Below are 20,346 nucleotides of genomic sequence, written 5' to 3' on the forward strand. Positions count from 1 at the left end.
CGCATCACCTCAACGAGGCCGCTGCTTGACATTTAAGCTCTTGGGATGTCTTTGGGGTGGGTCGAGGAGCTTGATGAGCTTTGGGGTGGGTCGAGGAGCTTGATGAGCTCTTGCGGGTGGTGCGGCGGCAGGGGTCGCTGGGGGAGGTCCTGCACTGGCTGGGGCGGCGGATCGGGGCAGAGGTTGCCTGGGTCGGTGGCACGTCCACGGTCGAGGCGGCGACGGCCGGGTTCCGCCGGAAGATCCTCGACGCGCTCGATGAGCAGTTGCGGCGCTTGGCCGTGGGGCGGTTGGCCGCGGTCACGGCGCAGGTCGGCGGGGCGCAGGTGCATCTCGAGGCATTCGGGGAGCGGGTGCCGCGTCCGGTCCTGGTCACGGTCAGCGCCGTGGAGTTGTCGCGTGAGGCGGCCGCGCTGGCGTCGCGGGCCGGGGGGCTGGTGGAGCTTCTGGGGCGGGCACTGGCCGCCGACGACAGCTTGCGCGGGTACGAGGAGAAAGCGCGGCAGTTGCGGTTCGCCGTGCTGAGCGCGTTGATGGCGGGGGATGTAGCCCTCGCCAGGCGGATGACCGCCAGTGACGTGCCCCCGCTGCTGGGTGACGAGCGGGTGCGGGTGTACCTGCTGCACTGCCCTCCCGCCGACCGTGACCGGCTCGCCCGCGCCTACCAGGACACCTCCGGTTACCACGGCCCGGGCCTGATGGTGCACTGCCCGTCATTCAGGGAGCATCTGATCTGCCCGATCGCCGAGAACTCCGGTGCCGGCGGGCACCTCGATCTGGATTCGGTGCTGCGGCGCCTGGTCAGGGAGAACTCGTCGTACGCGCTTGGGGCCAGCAGGCTGCACCCGCTTGACGCCACGGCCGCGGCCTATGGCGAGGCCCTGCACGCCCTGGCCGTCGCGCGTAACTCCCCGGAGCGCGTGGCGGCCTACCGCGGGCAGCCCTCGCTGGTGCACCTGCTGCCCCGCCAGGCGGCGGTCGTCTGGGCCCGCGCATATGTGGCGCCGCTGCACGCCGTTCCGAAGCTCACCCTGGACATCACGCGGCTGGCCCTGACGTTCCCGCGTTCCGCTGTGGCACGCCTGCTGAACATTGGCCGTAACACCGTCGCCGCGCACTGCCGGAGGGCGGAGGAGGCGCTGGGGCTCGACCTCAGTGACGTCCAGGCCCGCGCCACGCTCGACCTGGCGCTGTCGCTCAGCAGTCTCCAGAGCAGCGTCCAGCTCGGCCCGGGAGACACCCAGCAGGCCGCGCCGAGCCTGAGCGAACTGTTCGGCACCCGGCCCGCGACGACGTGGGCGGAAACTTTCCTCCGGCCCCTGCGCGACGCGGAGCATCGTGACCTGCACCGCACCGTGCGGTCCTGGATCGAGGCCAACACCGACGGCCAGCAGACCGCCGCGCAGCTGGGCCTGAGCCGTAACACCGTCCGGGCACGCCTGCGCGTCGCCGAGCGCTTACTCAACCGCGACCTGTTGACGACCGGGTCGGGCATCAACGACCTCGTCCACGCCCTCCGCGCCACGAGTGGGCACCGTGCACAACCCGCAGAGGAATCTGAGCACCGTGCACGGTAGCTCCGGCAGGATGCCGCCTCGTAGCGTGCTCTCTGTGCGGATGAAGATCGCACCAGATCCAGAGAGGATGGACTCCTTGAGACACATGACGACGGTTCGGGACGGGCTCGCGCGATCTCGGCGCGCGGTTGGCGGTGCCCTCGCTCTCGTGACCGCGGCGATGGTGGTGCTCGCCGCGCCGGCGCCGGCCATGGCCGCAGCGGATTGGTACAGCGAATGCGCCCGCGCGGATGTGAGTTGCCAGACCGGCGTCGAGGTCAAATTTGTGCCAAGCGATAAATGCGGGAAGGCGAGCGCGGACAGGCACCACACGGAGGTCTGCATCCTGTACTACGGTGACAAAGTCTACGTCAGGGACGGTCAGGCCGACACGCACTCGGCGGTTGGGATAGTCACCTCCAGCACGGGCGATATCAGGCACCGGTATTGTCGCAACCCCCATGGATACGACACCTGGGCCGAGTGCAACTTTGACTGGACCGAGGACAGCACTAAAACCGTTTACGGCGGCTACCGGGTCAGCGATTCTGTCATATACAAGGATTATCTGTTTCCCTTCTCCGGTAACTGACCGTCATCAGGGCGTGCCGCCGGCCGTTGGAACGGCCGGCGGCACGCCCTTCCCGATCGCCAGCCGCTGTTCCCCACGATCCGGCCAGTGAGGTCGCCGACGGCCCGGCACCACTCGATCCAGCCATGGTTCGGGCCGAGACAGGCGCGCGTGCGGCCGACCGGTACTCGACTACGGCGCCGCGCGGCCGTGAACCGCACGTCGGCCCAGTGCTGGTGTGCTTGCCGCCGGACGCTGGTCGGCTACGACGCGGCAGGCCGCAAGATCGGACTAGACAGCCGCGCCCGCCGGGCGGCGCAGGGTTCGTGTCGGGCCGGCCGTACCTCCGCGGTACGGCCGGCCCCGTGCACGTGCCTGCTGCTTACAATGCCGCCGGTACCCGCCCGACCGGCGGGGCCGCGGCCGGCCGGTCCGCCGGCCGGGCCAGGGCGCTCGGCCACCAGGTACGGCGGCCGACGTGCAGGGCGAGGGCCGGGACGAGCAGGCTGCGGACCAGGAACGTGTCGAGCAGCACCCCGACGCCGATGATTACGGCCGTCTGGACGGACGGCACCAGCGGCAGCACGCTCAGCGCACCGAACGTGGCGGCCAGCACGACACCCGCGCTGGTGATCACCCCGCCGGTCACGGTCAGCGCGTGCAGGACCCCCTGCCGGTGCCCGAGCTGCGCTGTTTCCTCCCGGGCCCGGGTGCTGAGGAAGATGGTGTAGTCCACGCCGAGGGCGACGAGGAACAGGAATGTCTGCAGCGGGATCCCGACGAACAGGTTTGGGTAGCCGGTCGCGTGGAGGATCAGCCCGGCGGCGCCCAGCGCGGCGACGTAGGACAGGACCACGCTGGCCAGCAACAGCAGCGGCGCGACCAGCGCCCGCAACAGCAGCACCAGGATGACGAGGACGACCGCCAGCACCAGCGGTGCGACCAGGCGGTTGTCCCGGTCGACGGTCCGCTTCTCGTCGATCAGGTACGCGGTGTCCCCGCCGACGAGGGCCTGCGCACCCGGCACGGCGTGCACCGCGGCGCGGAGCCGGTCGACGGTGTCGAGGGCCGCGTCGCTGTCCGGCGTGTCGGCCAGGATCGCGGCGATGTGTACCCAGCGGCCGTCCGGCGAGCGTTCCGGCTCGCCGACCTCGGCCACCCCGGGCACGGTACGGGCGGCGGCCACCACCTGCTCGGCCGGGCCGGCGGCGGCCAGGATCTCCGCCGGGGCGACGGATCCCTTCGGGTAGTGCGCCTCGATCATCCGCTGGCCGGTGACCGAACCGACCTCCTTGGTGAACGACTCGTCGTGCGGCATGCCGATGCTCAGGTTGACCATGCCGAAGCTCAGCGCGACCAGCGCCGCCGCTGTGCCGAGCCATACCGCGCGGGGCCGTCGGCCGACGAACCCGGCGATCCGCCGCCAGACTCCGTGCTGGGCTGCCACGTCGATCCCGACCGCGTTGGGCGAGTAGCGGGGCACGAAGGGCCAGAACAGCCACCGCCCGAAGATGACCAGCACGGCCGGCAGCAGCGTGGTCATGGCCAGCAGCGCCGCGACGATTCCGACCGCGCCGACCGGCCCGAGCCCGCGGGTGGACGGCAGCTGCGCGGCGAGCAGGCACAGCAGACCGATCGCCACCGTCGCCGCCGACGCGCCGATCGCGCCGATCGACCGGCGCAGCGCGACGCCCATCGCCGCGTGCCGGTCGGCGTGCCGGCGCAGTTCCTCCCGGTAGCGGGCGATGAGCAGTAGGGCGTAGTCCACGCCGACGCCGAAGACCAGCACGGTCAGGATGCTCTGGCTCTGGAAGTCCACGGCCAGCCCGGCATGTTTGGCCAGCAGGTACACCATCGCGCTGGCGAGCTGGTTGGCCAGCGCTACCGTGATCAGCGGGATCAACCACAGCACCGGGCTGCGGTAGGTGATGAGCAGCAGCAATGCGACGGTGGCGGCGGTGGCCAGCAGCAGCGTGGTGTCCATGCCGGCGAACGCGTCGAACACGTCGTCCTCACCGCCCGCCGGGCCGGTCAACGCCGTCCGCAACCCATCGGGTACGTCAGTGCCCAGGCGGTCCTTGACTCCAGCGACCGCGTCGGCCCGCTGGTCCGCGTCTCCGGCGACGGGGAAGGAGAGCAGCAGCGCCTTCCCGTCGTAGCTGGGCACCGGCGGGGACACCTGACCGCCGTCGGCGTATCGGGAGAACGCCGCGCGGTCGGCGTCGACTTTGACCCGGTCGGCGGCGGTGAACCCGGCCTCGCGGACGTAGACGGCGACGGCCAGGGGCTTCTGCGAATCCGGGAACGCCTGCTCCGCCCGCTGCACGGCCCGGTTGGCCTCGGCGGTGGCCGGCAGCGCGCCGAGGGCGTCGTTGTTCCGCACCTCGGTCAGCTTCAGCGCCAGCGGCCCGGCCGCCGCGACGAGGACGAGCCAGAAGACGAGCATCACGTACTTGCTGCGCCGGCCGGACGGCAGGCCGGCTACCTTTTGCCTGGTCGTGGTCATAGCGTCGATCCTGCGGCCGGTGACGGTCGCAGGCAGGAGTGCCAGGTCCCGAACGCCGGTGGTGGTAGCACCACCGATTCCGGTGGCAGGTTGGGCGGAAAACGGCGGCGCATGCCTGCTGGCCTTCGCGCTGCCGGCGTATGGCCTCAAGGGCGTCCTGCTCCGTACCCGGGAGAGCAACGGCCGGCGATTTCGATCCAACGCGCAACCTGCGGAGCCGGACCTGGCGTGACTATCTCGAATCGGGGATAGGAGGCTCACCAACTTGATTAGGAATCGTCAGTGATCATAGATTGATCGTGTGGAATTTCTTCGGCTCTCACGGGCTGTGAAGCGTCTGGGTGTGCACGCGGTGACGCTTGGGCTTTCGCCGAGTCTTGAAGTATCTCGGGCTGCTGACCAGCAAGAACGAGTAGACGACCGACTTTGCCGTGCCCGTGCCTTTCCAGGGCGCTTTACCAGCGCCTTACGACGCTGGCCGCAGCCGCGCACGAGGTGATTCTGTTCGCCGGCACGGTGATCAGGGCGGGGTGCCGCAGCGTAGCTAATGGAACTTCTGAACAACGGTCATCTACCGGGTAACCCGGTCCATGCTGAGGGTCCAGGTCGCAGACGTGGGACCCTCGGCACTACCACCAGCTTTCTCCCGTGTTGGGAGTCAGCATGTCGCTTCCCGGCTGCTGGCCGCATCCCGCGTACTCCCCAAAGCGCCCATGGCGTAATCGTTCGCTTTGGTCACTTTGGGCGACTACGGCACGGTGTACCAATCTGAGCAAAGCCACTGAGTATAATAGGCGGAGCGGGCCCATCCTTGGCAAGCTCGAAATTGCGTGACGTCGGAATTCAAACTCCTCGATGCGGAGTAACCACCGGAGACTTCCAATGAGCCAGAGCTGCCGTCCATGAGTTGGTAGTCGACGCTACCTCCAGCTACACCGGAGCCGCCACCGTTCCATACCCAGACCCAGCTTGCGGCTCCGTTGCCCGGGCTATTATCTGCTTGGGCGTGGGTGTTATAGTAATAGGCATCGTATGCAGCGGCGGATGCGGGTGCCGAAAAAAGCACAACCATGAAGGCGGTCGCCGTCGCAATGAAAGCGGCTTTTTTGGCGATCCATTTCTTTCTCATTCCATTCTCCTCTCAAGCAGCATATGCCATCACTTTTGTTGCCAAGTCGAGAAAATGACCGGCGATCCTTAAATGAGGTGACCCTGCTTATTTGATCTCGGCCCACCGCTCGACGCTCGGTCGAGGGGTCAGGGCTGTTGCAAGGTCAGTTGATCTTGTGTTTGTGCTGACCAGTGGGGCCGTGTCCGAGATGGACGAAGCTCCGGTTGTGATCGATGAATCTCTCAAGTCCTCGATGAGCACGGAGCTTCGGTGATTCCTGTGTCTGCCATGTCCTATGGGGGCTCGTCGCCGCCTCGTTCGCAACGGCGGGAGCGGCGGAAGCAATAACCGCCAAAGCACTCCCGGAGAGGATTCCACCGATAACTCCCCGCCGAGCGATGTGTGGCTTCATTAGCGACTCCTGTCAACAAAGCTGTCTACAGAGCCATCTGTCACGGCGCTCACGAGGCGGTTGTCCCGGTCGACGCTCCGCTTCTCGTCGATCAGGTACGCGGTGTCTCCGTCGCCCCAGCGGAGGCCCTGGGGATGCGGCCGCGCTGTCGCTTTCCGACTGCTGGCCGCATCCCCGCGTACTCCCCAAAGCGCCCATGGCGTAATCGTCCGCTTTGGTCACATTGGGCGACTACGACACGGCGCTCCAACCTGAGCAAGTCCAGTAGAAAAGTCCGGTATTGTAGTTGACCCATTCTTGGCAAGCCCGGATTTGCCTGACGTCGGAATTCAAACTCCTCGATGCGGCACTACCATAGACTACCAATGAGCCAGAGCTGCCGTCCCTGAGTTGGTAGTCGACGCTACCTGCAACTACACCGAAGCCGCCACCGTTGTATACCCAGACCCAGCTTGCGGCTCCGTTGCCCGGGCTATTATCTGCCTGGGCATGAGTTTCATAGTAATAGACATCGTATGCAGCGGCGGATGCGGGTGCCGAAAAAAGCGCAACCATGAAGGCGGCCGCCGTCGCAATGAAAGCCGCTTTTTTGGCGATCCATTTCTTTCTCATTCCATTTTCCTCTCTAGCAGCGTATGCCATTACTTTTATTGCCAAGTCGAGAAAATGACCGGCGATCCTTAAATGAGGTGACCCTGCTTATTTGATCTCGGCCCACCGCCCGACGCTCTGCCAAGGGATCAGGGCTGTTGCAAGGTCAGTTAGACTTGTGTTTGTGCTGGCCAGCGGGGCCGTGTCCGAGATGGACGAAGCTCCGGTTGTGATCGATGAATCTCTCAAGTCCTCGATGAGCACGGAGCTTCGGTGACTCCTGCGTCTGCCATGTCCTATGGGGGCTCATCGCCGCCTCGTCCGCAACGGCGAAAGCGGCGGAAGCAATAACCGCCAAAGCACTCCCGGAGAGGATTCCACCGATAATACCGCGCTGGTCCACTGCGATGACCGTGAAGTCCCGGGCCAGCGCCGGCATCAGGAAACGCCAGGCGTACCAGTTCTCCGGCCAGCCGTGCACCAGCAGCAACGGAGGCCCGCCGCCGCCGATGACCGCGTGCTGACGCAATCCGTTGGCGTAGATGAACCGGCTGGTGAAGATGGTGCCGAACCCGGCCGGGAGCCGCAGATCCCCGGAGACCGAGCCGGGACCCGTCGAGGTTTGCGACTGGTGGTCGCCGCTGGCGTGCGCAGGGCGGGCGGCGAGCGCGTCCAGCGGCACGAGGGCAGCCGTGCCGACCGCTGCGGCCGCTGCGCCGAGCAGGGCACGCCGACTTGGACCGGGCGTCGCTTCAGTGGGTTCGGCTTTGGTCAAAGCATGCTCCTGTGATGGAAACCATCTCAGCCACGGCGCGGGACAAGTGAGTTCGTGCGAGTCGCCTCCTGTCACCGCCCCGCGCCGCTACGGGCATCAATGTCGCGCTCGGAGCAGGCTCGTCGCACCCGTCGAACACCCTGGTCTGCAAACCCTGGTCTCGGTGGCGCTCCCTGGCCAGTGACGGTGCACTGTGGCCGGATGCCGGGGACGCGTCCTGAGCAGCACGGCCCACCCGTTCACCTCGCGCGAATGCGCGGTGCATCCGGGTACCTGCCGGAAATTACGTCCGGGCTGGTCAAGCGGCGTCGTGCAGGAGGCCGCCGAGGCGATCGCGTCGGCGGATGCGTAGCTGGGTGAGCTGGTCCGGTTCGGTGATCGGTTCGGGTAGCGGTGGGCCGCCGGGCCTACCCGACGACCTCGACGCCACGCCGTCGCCGGGCGGCAGCGCGATGGTGTAGGTCATTTGTTCGCTCCCCTCAGGCCGTGCGGATCGAGGTCGAGACCGGTTCCGTCGAGCCGGTCGAACGGCTGATACGTCGGCGGTAGGCCGATCTGTTGGGCGACCAGCTCGCGTAGACGGTTGGATGCGAAGCCGCCGATGACGTTCATGGGCGCGTCGCGATGCAGACGCTCCACGGTGTTGCCGGGCGTGAGGCCGCGCGAGCCGAGCACCTGCACGGCGCGGTTGGTCGCACCCTCGCCGAAGCCCTCCGGCAGAGCGACGGCTTCCAACGGTGTGGCCCCGCCGCCGCCGTGCGCGGCCGGGAGCGCGATGGCCGGCACGCTGTGCTTGGCGAGGGCGGTGAACAGCACGGGGTCCCACTCATCGTGCCGGTCCCGGGTGGGCGTGCTTTCCTCGACGGGAACGCGGCTCGCGCGCCTGCCCCTGTTGCCGGTCTGGCAGGTCGGCTGCCTACGGAATCCAGAACCCGGGGAGGGGTCGATCATGGACGGCTGGTGCCAGAGCCGCCGTATATAACGGGGAGAGTGACCCGCTGGTTCTGTCCGTACCAAATCCGATCGATGGCTGCGAAACCACAGTCCGGTGTGAGCATCGCCATGCTGGCACGCGTCGTAGTGGTGAATGGCGACGTTCCCGGCATCAGGTCGGGCACTAGGACCAGCCGAAGGAGAGCGGAGTTGAAGGCGTCGATTATCACGAGTGTGCGGGCCGAGGCGCTGTTCGTGTCGTACCTCCAACCGTCGGACTGCCCGTCATCGAGGCAGGTCCGCAGCGAGGTCCTGCAGTGTGTCGGTCGCCTCGGGGCCGCCGGCTGCGCAGCGCTGGTGGCGCAGGAGTACGGTGAGCACCCGGTCGAGGCGACCGTGCGGATGCGCTGGGCGACCGCTATGGTGCGGGCCGCCTACCCCGCGGTCGAGCGCTGGACCCTGTGGCCGAGCAACCGAGATCCTGCCGCCCGTCGATCTCGGCCGGCGAGCCGGGCCGGAGCGACGCCCCCGAAGGACCGCCCGCCGACGCCGGAGGCATCAGCTCGGCGGGCTCACGCGTGATGCAGACAGGTGATCGGAGTGTGTCTCGACTCGACGCGGAACCACTCGATGTGCGGCAGCTACCAAAGACCAGCGTGGAGCAGTCGTTCCTGCTGAGGCTGATCGCAGCGGTGGTGACCGACGACAGCCACTTCCGGCGGCCTCCCTTGGCCATCGAGATCTCGCCGGCGTCCGGCACGGTACGGCTGCGCTTCGACGACAACGCGGTTGCCGATGTCGAAGCCTGGGCGGACGTGCTCGGTGTGCGGGTGACCCACGACGAGGTCGACGGCTGGCGCCGAGTCTGCAACGATGAGGTCGGTGCGCCGTGGCACGGCTGGCTGCTGCATATCTGGTGCAGGGTCACGGATCCCGTCAAGCGACTCTCCGCTGGCACTTTCTCGACTGGTTCGCCACCGGAGACCGGTCCGACGACGACCTTCCGGGCGGTGCCGAGCGATGCTCTATTCACGGACGGCTGCGGAGCCAGCATCGGCGCCGGGGCACCCGACTCCTTCGCCCCGCTCGTATGGCCAGCGCCGATCAAGGATGCGGCCTTGTGCGAGGACCGGGTGGCCTTCTTCTGAACCCACCTGGACCGAAGCTCAAGGAATCGGTCGGGTGCCCGGAGAGTCTCACCCCCGAGGCTGACCGATTTGATTTTTTATCGTCGGTGATCATAGATTGGTCTGTATAAAACGTCTTCGGCTCTCACAGGCCGCGGAGCGTGTCGGTGTTCACCCTGTGATGCTTTGTGTTTGGGTTGGCTCGGGGTGGATGCCGGTGGCGCGGGTTGGCGGTGAGGGCTGGGGTTTGTGGATCGGTTACATCGACATTTGGATTCCTCGACCCGTTGCCCTTACCCACAACAGGCCCAGGTATCACCTCGACGACATCGTCTCCATCAGCTAGGCGGAGTTTCGGGACCGGTCGTTCGCCGCGGTAGCCCCTGTCAGCACAGGCGACTACCGGTGGTTCCCCATGCTCGACGGCCGGTGCAGCGACGAGGTGTGGTTCCACCACCACGACGCCTTCATCCCTGTCCTTGTCATACCCTCTGCGGGTGCCGCAGAAGGGTCTTTTTCGCCTCGCCGTCCTCGGAGCGGTGCTGGTCGGTGTGCTGGCGCTGGGTGTCGGACTGGCTGCTCGGGAGTTGAAACCGTCGGCCAGCAGCGCGGACGAAGCCGAGTGCACAGACAACGACTACCGGTTGGCCGAGCAGCTGGAACGAGAACCGATACTTACTTCTCTTGCCCCCCGCACCACCATCGCAGCATCTATGGAGGGCCGTGCGGGGATGGAAGCGACTCGTCGGTGATCATGCAGGTCGATATCGGCCTGCCCCCTGGCCCGATTGATTCGGTTATCGACCATTACCGCGCCTTGCTGGCGGCGGGACATGGGCGGACCGTGCACACGCCAGGGACCGCACCCGCGCCAGAGGGCGAAGAGATGTTGTGCGCCGAGCGGGTAACAAACGGGAGACGGGTGGTTCTATCCATAAGCAATGGGCTCTATACACCAGGCCCAGGCACCAATGGTGAGCTCACGCTCTACATCGAGTGGTCGCTCGACGGGCAGGACGTGCACTGCTGAACCTAGCAGGGCAATCGAGGTCGCTGGGCCACTCACACAGCCGTCACAAGATCAGCGACAGACCCGCTGAACGTGCACAGGTCCGTAGCGGCGTTCAGGGATAGATCCCAGCGCGTCCGGTACCTGTTGCCGTCGACCCGGCAATCGCCTACTACGTGTCGGTATCCGAGTCGGGCCGAGACTGTGATTACTGAAAGTAATCGAGCTGGCGCCCCACCGTCGCGCGCATCGCGGCAAATGAGGATGCCGCTAACCCGACTGTCATCTGAGCGAGACAGCCGTCTCCGACCTCTCCGCTAGAGCAGCGGTAGGGTCGTTCTGGGTGGATGGCTGTGCCGATTTCTACGGCTCTTTCCGTTTAGTATATCGCGCACGGACCGCCGGCATCCCGCCACTAGTCACCCTCCTGGGACGCTTGGTTCCAGCGGCGCGCCCGGTGTCGCAGCCAAGCGGCGAGCGCAACGAATGCCAATCCCCAGACCGCCCCGCCGTCATCCGCCTGCCAGATCACAACGGCGTAGAACAGTTGGTAGACCGCCCAGCCGTTGAGCACCCAAGCCCTGACTCGCATGTTTCCCGGGTTGGTCTTGCCGAGAATGGTTAGGGCAAACAAGAAGGCTACCCAGCCGATCCCGGTAACGATTGCGACGCCGTCCTGGAAGTCGTGCACTTCGCGTATGTCCCTCTGCCCGCTCGACGATGTGCGCGATCGGCCTGGTCGCTCCTGAGTTCTTCTCACGCCCGGAAGCGGTCAGCGTAGCCGGTTCCAGAGTGGTTCTTCACCCCTGAGAGCCCGGTCATCCGCTACATCCAGGCGCCCAGCGACCCGCGGTTGCTCACGCATCGTCATGGGGCCTCGACGAGCCGCGTGCGCCGGGTAGCCCCGACGCATTGCTGCGCCGGGGCCCCCTCAGATCCGTACGTGCCACTCGTCGCGGCATACGGCTCAAGCAAGCCCCGTTGGGCGGTTCAGGCGTAGAGGAGTGCTGGTTGCCTGCGGGCGCCGGTTTGTTGGCGCTGGCAGGACGAGTGCACCAGGCGGGCGTCGTCCGATGTGCTGGGGTTGCCCTCGGCGGTCAGGTGCTGCTTGGTGATCGCCTTGCGGGTGGTGCGGTGCCACTGTTCCCATTCGGTGGGGCTGTGTGGCTCGCGGTCGGCGTGCAGGAGCAGGCTTCCGCAGATCGTGCAGCAGCCGTGCTGCTTGGTGAGCAGGTAGAGCGCGCTGCGGTCGAGCAGGGGCTTGTTCTTGCTGCGCCGGTTGGCCCAGTAGTCGGTCAGGGCGGGGTCGTCCGGGGACGCCGCGCCGATGACCAGGCTGTGTCGGACGATCTTGGTCCAGCCGGGGCGGTGCATCCAGGCGCCGCTGTCGCGGTCGCCGAAGACCCACCGGTCCTGGCTGGCGGGGTTGAACCGGCCGTAGTACCTGGAGATGATCCAGGACTTCGGCTTGTTGGCATGACTGAAGCAGGCCCACTTGTAGGTCAGCTGCCACAGGTGTTGGTCGAGGTCCGCGAAGGTCCTCGACGATGCCGCTCCCCGGTAGTAGTTCGCCCATCCCCGCACGATCGGGTTGATCTTCGCGAGGACGGCCGCCGCGTTCGCGCCGCGAAGTGCGCGCATCTCGACGGCGAGGCGATGTTTGACCCGCTTGATGGCGGCCTTGCTCGGCCTGGTCAGCAGCTTGCCGTGTTGGTGGCGGATGGTGAACCCGAGGAAGTCGAAGCCGTCTTCGAGGCTGACGATGCGCGTCTTGGCCTCGTTGAACGACAGCCCTCGGGGTGCCAGCCACGCGGCCAGCCTCGCCTTGACCTGCTCGGCCTCGGCCTGGGTGTGGCAGAGCGCGACCATGTCGTCGGCGTACCGGACCAGGGCCGGGCAGCCTCGCTTCGTGCGAGCCGGATCGCTCGCCTCGTAGCGGACGCCGGCCGCTTCCTCCAGCCCGTGCAACGCGATGTTCAGTAGCAACGGTGAGATCACACCGCCTTGAGGGGTGCCCTCGTCGGTCGGTGCGAAGCCCTTGCCCGCTTCGAACACGCCGGCCTTCAACCAGCTGCGGATCATGCCCCTGCCGGGGAACGATCCGATCGCGGTGAGGAGGTGGGCGTGGTCGATGCGGTCGAACGCCGCGGTCAGGTCCGCGTCGAGCACCCATGCCCGGCGGGGTCGTTTGCCGCACCCCATCACGTGCAGGACCGCGATCGCGTCCTGGCAACTGCGACCCGGCCGGAACCCATACGAGCGTGGTTCGAACCGGGCCTCCCACTCCGGCTCCAAGGCGTTGCGGCACCGCGCCTGGTGGACACGGTCGGCAATTGCCGGGATGCCGAGTGGGCGTTGCTTGCCGTTGGCCTTCGGGATGTACACCCGCCGCACCGGCAAGGGTTGGAACGACCGTGCTGTGCGGTGCACCTGCACAGCCAGGTCCATCCGGGCCGGGGAGGTCAGCACGACCTGCCCGTCCACCCCCGCCGTCGCGCGGCCAGCATTGCGTTGGGTGACCTGCCGCACGCTGACCAGCGTGTTCGACCAGCTTCCCAACATCATCTTCTGCAGGTTCCTGACCTTGGCCAGGTCCCCGGCCTTCACCGCCTTGAAGATCCTGCCCCGTAGCCGCCGTACGTGCTCCTCATGGCGCCGCCAATCGATGGCGTCCCAATCGGGGATCACGTCCTCGGGTCCGTTCGCTCCGGCAGCCGCCATCGCAACATCGAAAGCAAAAGCTGTCATCGCGTCTAACTTGTCCCTCGGTTCGGGTGGGTCCGGTGCTTCGTCGTCAAAGGCTCACCCGCCACACGTCAGCCCGCTTTCGCGGCCGGGCACTCGGGCCCGGTATCCGGTCAGTTATGCGAGAACGGCTGGTTGGAGGACCAGCCATGACGCTCCCGCTTTCCTGTCGCCTTTCGGCCACCGGCATTCGCTTCTTGGGCGTCCTGTTCCCGCCACGGAGTTCCGCCTCCCTCGCGGTCGGCCTACCACCGCCAGCCGGGTCACACCGGCCACCACGATGGACCTGACGGGGTTTCCACGTTCCACACGCATGAGCTACGACCGGGTCGGGTGCCCTCTGTACCCCGGAGGCGACGGTGTCCACACGGCCCGAAAGCGTCCCGAGCCGCCGCCCGCCGACTTGCACGGCCGGCCTCCTGTTCATCCCAGTAGAACGATCCGACCTGGGAAGTTGCCGTAACGAGGCATCAGACGAGGGTTCACTCACGTTCACCCTTCCGGCCTTCCCCTCACCTGTGGCACCCGGTCGGAACGAGCGCCCTTGGGCTTTCCCCTGGGCTTCGCACCCGGCCATTACTGGCCACGCACGCCAAGGGCGGGGACCGGTCCTGGACACTGACCAGGAGCTACGTCTCGGGCATCTACCCGAACCTCCAATCGACGTGCTCACTCAACACGTGCGACCTCGTGTCGCAACGCTCAGCGGCAGAAGCGCGCACGTGACCTTGGTCAGCGCGTCCGATCGAGCTGTCAGGCGTACGAGGGCCGGCGCGGGTCCAGCAACTCGGTGACGTGGCCACGGTCGAGGACTTCGATGAGTGCGTCGGTACCGCGTTCGACCTTGACCGCTATCTCCTCTGGGTGCAGAGGGATCAGCGCGAGCAACGCGATTCGGATGCCGCCGCCCACGTCGATCGTCCGGGCCTCTGGCGGCACCCGCAGCATCGGCGTGACGACGACTCCGGCGAACGGGGTGTCCGTAGCGTACGGCTGCGCGGGATCGCCGTTCGGCACGGAATGCCATTCGCCGATCCAGGTTCCGTACTCGTGCGGCAGCCGAGCTACCTGCTTGAGGATCCGCAGCGGCCACCCGGTTTCGTCGCCGAGCCCGGCTACCTCTGTCAGCGGCCAATCTGCCGGCAGGCTGAGCATCAGTTCGGCGTACGGGCTGATGTCGTGGCCCTCCGGGACCGTCATCGGCAGCTCACTCATTCCAGAAGTGATCAGCGTCCGGTACGGGCGTTCCTCGGTCGGGGCCACGACATAGACATGCACACCGACCAGGTGCGAGGCGATCTCGTGGTAGACGAACTCGACGGGCCCGAAGTGTTCCTCGATGTGTCGGTCGATAGCGTCGGCGAAGGCCTGCTGCGGCCCTTGCGCCGGTACGAACCCGTCGTGCAGCGACTGATGACGGAGGACTCCTGACCCGCGCGACTCGTCCATAGCGACGCAGCCTAGGCAAGGGTCCAACGGGGGCGCGACCGGGGCACGCTCATCGGCAGAAGCGGATGAGCCGCCTGTTTGGGGGCCACCGGTGCGCCGGTCCGCACGGTCCTGCACCGCCTGGACCGGCTGCGGGCCGCAGGCCTGGTCGACGCGGTCCGTCCCGGGCGAAAGTCCGGGTCCGCGCCGCGGCACTGGTGGCTGCGGTCGCCGGGGTCCGCTTGGTCGCCGGGACCGCGGCTGCGCCGGGCCGGCAGCGTCCGTCCGGGCTGCACGTGGCGCACGCGGCGGCGATCGGCGAGGTGTGGCTCGCGGTCCGGGACCACGGACCGGCTGCCGGCCTCGCGCTGCGCAGGTGGTGGTCGGAGCGGGCCGGCTGGCAGGAGTGGGAGTCCACCGCGCTGGGCTGGGGCTCCCGGATCCGGCGGCTGACCGCCGCTTTCGATGTCGACTTCGACACTTGCACGGTGACCTGCCCGCGGGGCAAGACCAAGACCAGCACCGCGTGGAGCCTCGCCCGGCAACGGGGCGTGCAGACGGTCGTGGTCAGGTTGGACACCGACAGCTGCCGGGCCTGCCCGGTCAAGCCGCAGTGCACCACGGCTCGCCGTGGCGGCCGGCAGTTGACCATTCGCCCCCGCCGTGTGCACGAGGCACTCACCCAGGCCCGCGCCCGGCAGAACACCGCCGGGTTTCAGCAGACATGCCGGCTCCGCGCCGGAGTCGAAGGCACGATCCGCCAAGCCGTCGCGGTCACCGACACTCGCTACCGCGGCGTGAACAAGACCTATCTCGAACAGGTCGTCAGCGCGGTGGCACTGAACTTCATCGGCCTGGATGCCTGGTTCATCGACGTACCCCTCGACCGCACCAGAACCAATCAATTAACCAGCAAGGTCCAGTACCACTACGAACGCCGAACCATCGTCGACATCAGTCAATGATCACGAATTTAGGGTGCCGTACTAGCGTGCAGGGTTCCAGGCTTTATGTACGAACTCCAGGCGGTTGCCATCGAAGTCGGCGACGTTGGCGGCGTAGTAGCCGGGGGCGAAGTATTTTCGGTCTGCTGGCCTGCCTTCGTCGATGCCACCGGCGTTGATCGCGGCGGCGTAGGCGGCGTCAACGGCTTCGTTGGTGTCGCATACGATGCCGAGGTACAGGCCTGTCTCGCCGGGCTTGCGCCGGCGCAGCCAGATGCTCGATCCGACTCCGGTGCCGGAGACGTATGTGTTGTCGCCGAGACCGAATAGGTCAGGGACGTTGTCAGGGCCAGACGCAGCGTCGTAGTTCCCGAATTCGCGCCATCCTAGGGGCTTCAGTGCCTCGCGGTAGAAGGCCAGCGACTTATGGATGTCCGTGACTGAAATGTAGACATGATCGATCATTTCAAAGTCTCTTTCTGCGCTGAGGTGTTCTTACGGATGAAATCGCGGAACGTGCGCGATGGTGTGCCGGTGGTGCGGACCGGCATTCCGCGTTCAATGAGGTCGGTTGGGTGTTGCTCGTTCGAACCCGGCCGCGGACGGGTTTGTCGGGCGCCGCGGCGATGCGTGGCAGGCACGGTGGTCTGCCGTCGTCGATGCGGCCGTCTCGTCCTGATGTCACGTCACACGAGGTCATGGTGGCTGCGGTCGTCTCCACGCCTGTAGCCACCGCTATCGCGGCGCTGACCGGCCGCGATGGGCAGGGGCAAGGCTATCTGTAGCTGCCCTGTCAGGGCAGGAGGATGGTCTTGCCCCGGACGAGGCGGGCCTCGATGTCAGCGTGGGCGCGGGCGGCCTCGGCCAGCGGGTAGGTGGCCCCGATGGGGAGGTCGAGCGTGCCGGCGGCGGTCATACCGGCCAGTTCGGGCAGGGCCTGCGGGACGGCCGGGTCGGTGGTGATGAAACGAACCCCGTGCTGGGCGGCGGTTGTGTCGACGATGGTGATCACGCGGGCCGCATCGCCGGTCAGGGCGATGGAGTCCGCCAGCACTCCTGCACCGGAGGCGTCGAAGACATGGTCCACGCCCTGTGAGGCGACGGCCTTCACCCGCTCCAGCCAGCCTTCGCCGTAGGCGACGGCGGTGGCGCCGAGCCTGGTGAGCCGCTGGAAGTCGTGTTCGTTGGCGGTGGCGACCACAGTGATGCCCCGGGCGACGGCGAGCTGGACTGCGATGGCGCCGACGGAGCCCCCCGCGCCGTGGATCAGCAGGGTCTCGCCCTTCTCGGCACCCAGGTGGTGCAGGCTGCGATAGGCGATCTCGCCCACGGTCACCAGGGCGGCGGCGGTGGCGAAGGAGACCTCGGCCGGCTTGGCCACCGGCCGGTCCAGCAGCGCGTACTGGCTGTATCCGCCGAAGGGGACAATGCCGAAGACCTCGTCCCCGACCTTGGCGGTGGCGCCCTCGCCCACCTGGTCCACGACGCCGGCCACGTCCCGGCCCGGTATGTGAGGAAACTCGACCGGCATGATGTCGGCCATCGCCCCGGAGCGGATCACCAGGTCGACCGGGTTGACGGCGGCCGCCCGGACCTTGATCCGGACCTGCCCCGGCCCCGGCTCGGGGGCGTCGATTTCGGTCAGGGTGAGCACGTCCGGGTCGCCGTAGCGGGAGAAGGTGATTGCGGTGGACATCGAGAACTCCAGAGGAGAGAGAGTGTGGTGCACACGCCAGGATTCATCCAGGGTGTGCGATTTCTCTTACGGTTTACCATACGCTGCGTATGAAACGCTGAGTGAATGCCTGGCGATCTCCATCACACTGCATGTGTGATTCCACAGTAGGATGGGTTGCGTGCATAGCCACCCGCCTGTCCACCGCCGCCAGCCGAATCCGGACAACCCGCGCGTCCAGCGCACCCGCGCCCGCATCGTGGCCGTCGCCCGCGAACTGCTGCCCGAAGTCGGACTCACCGGGCTGACCATCGCGCTCCTGGCCGAACGGGCCGGGGTCACCCGCCAGACCATCTACCGGCACTGGCCCAACCGGGCCGCCATGCTCTTCGACGTCACCATGCAAGGCCCCGACGTCGGCTACCCCGAACCCGGAACCGACGTGCGCGCCGTCGCCACCGCCTGGCTGGTCAGCGTTCGCGCCGGCATCAGCGTCCCCGCCACCCGCACCGCCGCCCTCGGCATGGCCGCCGAGGCCGACCACGACCTTGACAGCGCACAGACCCTGATGCGCATCGTCGAAGACCGCCTCGCCGCCATCAACGAGCTCCTGGAACCGTCCGGCCTGCAGATCACCGCCGAGCAGCTCGCCCTGCTCTACGGACCGCTCTTCGTCCGCCACTTCTTCCACCGCGCCGAAGTAACCGACGAGTTCATCGACACCAGCGTCACCCAGTGGCTCACCACCATCGACCAGACGCCGAGGCTGTAGCCGATCAGCCACTGTGGCGATGGGGGGACCAGGTGACAGCCGACGCTGTCCGTCGCGTGGGGTCCCCTCGTCGAGCGGCCGCCAGAGGGTTCAGCCCTGGTGGTGTCCGGCGAGGAAACCGTTCCGGCTGACTTCCGAGGGGCCGGGCTCGGGATCGGTAGTGTGCCGCGTACGACTGTTGATCGGTGGTCCGGGACGCGGCCCAGGCAGCAGGTGGTGGTAGCACCACCGATTCCGGCGACCGGGTGGGCGGAGAATGGGTGCCGTGGACAGCTCCGTACGCGCGGTCGTCTGGCGGCAGATCCGGCCCGGCGCGGTCGCCGCCGTGCAGGGCCTGGCCGTGGCCCTGCTCAGCCTGACCACCAACGTGGCGCTGTTCGTGCTGTCGGTGGTCTCCCTCGCGCTCATCCCCGCGCTCGGCATCGGGTTCGCGCTGTTCCCGGCGGTGACCGTGCTGGTGCGGGCGTCGCTGACGCTGCAACGGCGGCTGAGCCGGTGGACAGGGGTGCCGATCGCGTCACCGTACGGGCCGGTGCCTGCCGGCGCTCAACTCGGCACCTGGCGGCGATTCCGGTGGGTGGTGGCGGACCCGGCGACCTGGCGGGACCTCGCCTGGCTGATCCCCGGCGCGATCACCGGCGGCGTGTGCCTGCTGGCGTTCGTGCTGCCCGGGTACGGCCTCGAGGGCGTCCTGTTCGTGCCGCTGGTGCTCTACCTGACCATCGACTGGTACGGCTACGGCGTGTTCTGGCCGATGGACAACATCTTCAAGGCGTGGCTGGCCGCGCCGCAGGGCTGGCTGCTCCTCGCCGGCGGGCTGGCCGCCGCACGATGGCTGATGTGGCTGCACTTCCGCTTCGCCGGCTTCTTCCTCGCCCCCACCCGGGCGCAGGAACTGGCCCTGCGGGTCCGACACCTCGCCGCCACCCGCGCCGACACCATCGACACCCAGGCCGCCGAGCTACGCCGCATCGAACGCGACCTGCACGACGGGGCCCAGGCCCGGCTGGTCGCCCTGCGGATGAGCATCGGCCTGGCCGAACAACTCCTCGCCGACGACCCGGCGGCGGCGCAACGACTGCTCAGCGAAGCGCAGGAAAGCAGCGGCCACGCCCTCGCCGAGCTACGCGACCTCGTCCGCGGGATCTACCCGCCCGTGCTCGCCGAGCGGGGCCTCGACGGAGCGGTGCAGGCCCTCGCCATGGCCGTACCGCTGCCCGTCGACCTCGACGTGCGACTGCCCGGCAGCCCACCCGCGGCGGTCGAATCCGCGGCGTATTTTGCGGTCGCCGAGGCGCTCACCAACGTCACCAAGCACAGCGGCGCGGGCCGTGCGTGGATTCGTCTTTTCTTGGAGAACGGCTTGCTGACCATGGTGGTGGGTGACGACGGTCGCGGCGGCGCCACCGTGGACGCGGGGACCGGCCTGGCGGGGGTACGCCGCCGGCTGGCAGCCTTCGATGGCACGATGACCGTGACGAGTCCGCGCGGCGGACCCACCGTCGTGACCATGGAGCTGCCGTGCGAGTTGTCATCGCGGAGGACCTCGCCCTCCTCCGGGACGGGCTGACCCGGATCCTCGACGCCTACGGCTACAAGGTCGTCGAGGCCGTCGCCGACGGGCCGTCCGTGCTGCCGGCGCTCACCCGGCACCGCCCTGACGTCGCCGTCCTCGACGTACGCCTGCCGCCCACCTTCACCGACGAAGGCCTGCAGGCGGCGCTCGCCGCCCGGGCGCAGTTGCCCGGGCTGCCGGTCCTGGTGTTGTCCCAGCATGTCGAGCAGCTGTACGCGCGGGAGCTGCTTGCCGATCGGGCTGGGGGAGTGGGCTATCTGCTCAAGGACCGGGTGTCGAACGTCGGCCAGTTCATCGACGCGGTGCAGCGGGTGGCCGGCGGCGGGATGGTGATGGATCCGGAGGTGGTGTCTCAGCTGCTGGCGCGCAACAGCGGGGCGCAGCGGTTGGGGGACCTGACGGCGCGGGAGCGGGAGGTGTTGGGGCTGATGGCGGAGGGGCGGTCTAACGCGGCGATCGCGGGGCGGCTGTTCGTGACGGAGAAGGCGGTGAGCAAGCACATCAACAACATCTTCAGCAAGCTGGGGATGCCGCCGTCGGAGGACGACAACCGGCGGGTGTTGGCGGTGCTCGCGTACCTGAACGGCTGAGTTTGTCGGGCCGCTGAGGGCCGAT

General features: G+C 67.6%; 21 protein-coding genes. 10 read left to right on the top strand and 11 right to left on the bottom strand.

Going from position 1 to position 20,346, the window contains the following annotated elements; genetic code table 11:
* Window positions 1-80 precede the first annotated feature (80 nt).
* Window positions 81-1,577 carry a helix-turn-helix domain-containing protein gene (locus A6A27_RS36345; RefSeq protein ID WP_073839205.1) on the top strand — a complete coding sequence of 499 codons (1,497 nt, stop codon included), beginning with the start codon at window positions 81-83 and terminating at the stop codon, window positions 1,575-1,577.
* Window positions 1,578-1,611: 34 nt separating this feature from the next.
* Window positions 1,612-2,148, top strand: coding sequence for a hypothetical protein (locus tag A6A27_RS36350; RefSeq protein WP_143194352.1), 537 nt, complete (start codon window positions 1,612-1,614; stop codon window positions 2,146-2,148).
* Between the two features lie 361 nt (window positions 2,149-2,509).
* Here A6A27_RS36350 and A6A27_RS36355 read toward each other — a convergent pair whose 3' ends face one another.
* The 6 genes from A6A27_RS36355 to A6A27_RS36370 all read right to left on the bottom strand — a co-directional run bounded on the left by A6A27_RS36355 (window position 2,510) and on the right by A6A27_RS36370 (window position 8,338).
* Window positions 2,510-4,633 carry an MMPL family transporter gene (locus A6A27_RS36355; protein WP_073839207.1) on the bottom strand — a complete coding sequence of 708 codons (2,124 nt, stop codon included), beginning with the start codon at window positions 4,631-4,633 and terminating at the stop codon, window positions 2,510-2,512.
* A gap of 748 nt (window positions 4,634-5,381) precedes the next feature.
* Window positions 5,382-5,762 (bottom strand): hypothetical protein, encoded by a 381-nt coding sequence (locus A6A27_RS43790; RefSeq protein WP_143194353.1) that lies wholly within the window; start codon window positions 5,760-5,762, stop codon window positions 5,382-5,384.
* A 625-nt stretch (window positions 5,763-6,387) separates the two neighbouring features.
* Complete coding sequence (locus A6A27_RS43795; RefSeq protein WP_143194354.1) at window positions 6,388-6,768, bottom strand: hypothetical protein; 381 nt, start codon at window positions 6,766-6,768, stop codon at window positions 6,388-6,390.
* A gap of 145 nt (window positions 6,769-6,913) precedes the next feature.
* Window positions 6,914-7,522, bottom strand: a complete 609-nt coding sequence (locus A6A27_RS36360; protein ID WP_241825620.1) for an alpha/beta fold hydrolase — start codon at window positions 7,520-7,522, stop codon at window positions 6,914-6,916.
* Window positions 7,523-7,820: 298 nt separating this feature from the next.
* A complete protein-coding gene (locus A6A27_RS45390; RefSeq protein WP_198940601.1) occupies window positions 7,821-7,988 on the bottom strand; it encodes a hypothetical protein in 168 nt (55 codons plus the stop codon).
* Window positions 7,985-8,338, bottom strand: a complete 354-nt coding sequence (locus A6A27_RS36370; RefSeq protein ID WP_073839209.1) for an acyl-CoA dehydrogenase family protein — start codon at window positions 8,336-8,338, stop codon at window positions 7,985-7,987. The genes A6A27_RS45390 and A6A27_RS36370 overlap by 4 nt, the downstream gene beginning before the upstream one ends.
* Before the next feature lie 327 nt (window positions 8,339-8,665).
* Between A6A27_RS36370 and A6A27_RS45395 the strand changes: the two genes are divergently transcribed.
* The 4 genes from A6A27_RS45395 (at window position 8,666) to A6A27_RS43805 (ending at window position 10,612) form a co-directional block, all read left to right on the top strand.
* The gene (locus A6A27_RS45395) at window positions 8,666-9,037 is read left to right on the top strand and encodes a hypothetical protein (RefSeq protein ID WP_198940602.1); all 372 of its coding nucleotides are present in this window, start codon (window positions 8,666-8,668) and stop codon (window positions 9,035-9,037) included.
* A gap of 74 nt (window positions 9,038-9,111) precedes the next feature.
* A complete protein-coding gene (locus A6A27_RS36380; protein ID WP_143194355.1) occupies window positions 9,112-9,603 on the top strand; it encodes a hypothetical protein in 492 nt (163 codons plus the stop codon).
* Window positions 9,604-10,079: 476 nt separating this feature from the next.
* The gene (locus tag A6A27_RS43800) at window positions 10,080-10,334 is read left to right on the top strand and encodes a hypothetical protein (protein ID WP_143194356.1); all 255 of its coding nucleotides are present in this window, start codon (window positions 10,080-10,082) and stop codon (window positions 10,332-10,334) included.
* A complete protein-coding gene (locus A6A27_RS43805) occupies window positions 10,331-10,612 on the top strand; it encodes a hypothetical protein (protein ID WP_143194357.1) in 282 nt (93 codons plus the stop codon). The genes A6A27_RS43800 and A6A27_RS43805 overlap by 4 nt, the downstream gene beginning before the upstream one ends.
* Window positions 10,613-11,006: 394 nt before the next feature.
* Here the strand turns inward: A6A27_RS43805 and A6A27_RS36385 are convergent, their stop codons facing one another.
* From A6A27_RS36385 to A6A27_RS36395, 3 genes are all read right to left on the bottom strand, one after another.
* Entirely contained in the window at window positions 11,007-11,282 is a 276-nt protein-coding gene (locus tag A6A27_RS36385; RefSeq protein WP_073839212.1) for a hypothetical protein, read from the bottom strand.
* Between the two features lie 299 nt (window positions 11,283-11,581).
* Window positions 11,582-13,312, bottom strand: a complete 1,731-nt coding sequence (gene ltrA / locus A6A27_RS36390) for a group II intron reverse transcriptase/maturase (protein WP_083673143.1) — start codon at window positions 13,310-13,312, stop codon at window positions 11,582-11,584.
* A gap of 777 nt (window positions 13,313-14,089) precedes the next feature.
* Entirely contained in the window at window positions 14,090-14,785 is a 696-nt protein-coding gene (locus A6A27_RS36395) for a suppressor of fused domain protein (protein WP_073839214.1), read from the bottom strand.
* A 197-nt stretch (window positions 14,786-14,982) separates the two neighbouring features.
* On the opposite strand from A6A27_RS36395, the gene A6A27_RS36400 reads away from it, so the two are divergent.
* Entirely contained in the window at window positions 14,983-15,729 is a 747-nt protein-coding gene (locus A6A27_RS36400) for a transposase (RefSeq protein WP_073839215.1), read from the top strand.
* A gap of 21 nt (window positions 15,730-15,750) precedes the next feature.
* Here the strand turns inward: A6A27_RS36400 and A6A27_RS36405 are convergent, their stop codons facing one another.
* Window positions 15,751-16,173: a VOC family protein gene (locus tag A6A27_RS36405; protein ID WP_073839216.1), complete on the bottom strand. Its 423-nt coding sequence runs from the start codon at window positions 16,171-16,173 to the stop codon at window positions 15,751-15,753.
* A gap of 328 nt (window positions 16,174-16,501) precedes the next feature.
* Entirely contained in the window at window positions 16,502-17,404 is a 903-nt protein-coding gene (locus A6A27_RS36410; RefSeq protein ID WP_073839217.1) for an NADP-dependent oxidoreductase, read from the bottom strand.
* Window positions 17,405-17,564: 160 nt separating this feature from the next.
* On the opposite strand from A6A27_RS36410, the gene A6A27_RS36415 reads away from it, so the two are divergent.
* The 3 genes from A6A27_RS36415 (at window position 17,565) to A6A27_RS36425 (ending at window position 20,321) form a co-directional block, all read left to right on the top strand.
* Complete coding sequence (locus tag A6A27_RS36415) at window positions 17,565-18,155, top strand: TetR/AcrR family transcriptional regulator (RefSeq protein ID WP_198940603.1); 591 nt, start codon at window positions 17,565-17,567, stop codon at window positions 18,153-18,155.
* Between the two features lie 256 nt (window positions 18,156-18,411).
* The gene (locus tag A6A27_RS36420; RefSeq protein ID WP_073839219.1) at window positions 18,412-19,725 is read left to right on the top strand and encodes a sensor histidine kinase; all 1,314 of its coding nucleotides are present in this window, start codon (window positions 18,412-18,414) and stop codon (window positions 19,723-19,725) included.
* A complete protein-coding gene (locus tag A6A27_RS36425; protein WP_073839220.1) occupies window positions 19,677-20,321 on the top strand; it encodes a response regulator in 645 nt (214 codons plus the stop codon). The genes A6A27_RS36420 and A6A27_RS36425 overlap by 49 nt, the downstream gene beginning before the upstream one ends.
* The last annotated feature ends 25 nt before the right edge of the window (window positions 20,322-20,346 follow it).

Source organism: Micromonospora sp. CB01531 (assembly GCF_001905095.1).
In the GTDB taxonomy this organism is placed as follows: Bacteria; Actinomycetota; Actinomycetes; order Mycobacteriales; family Micromonosporaceae; genus Micromonospora.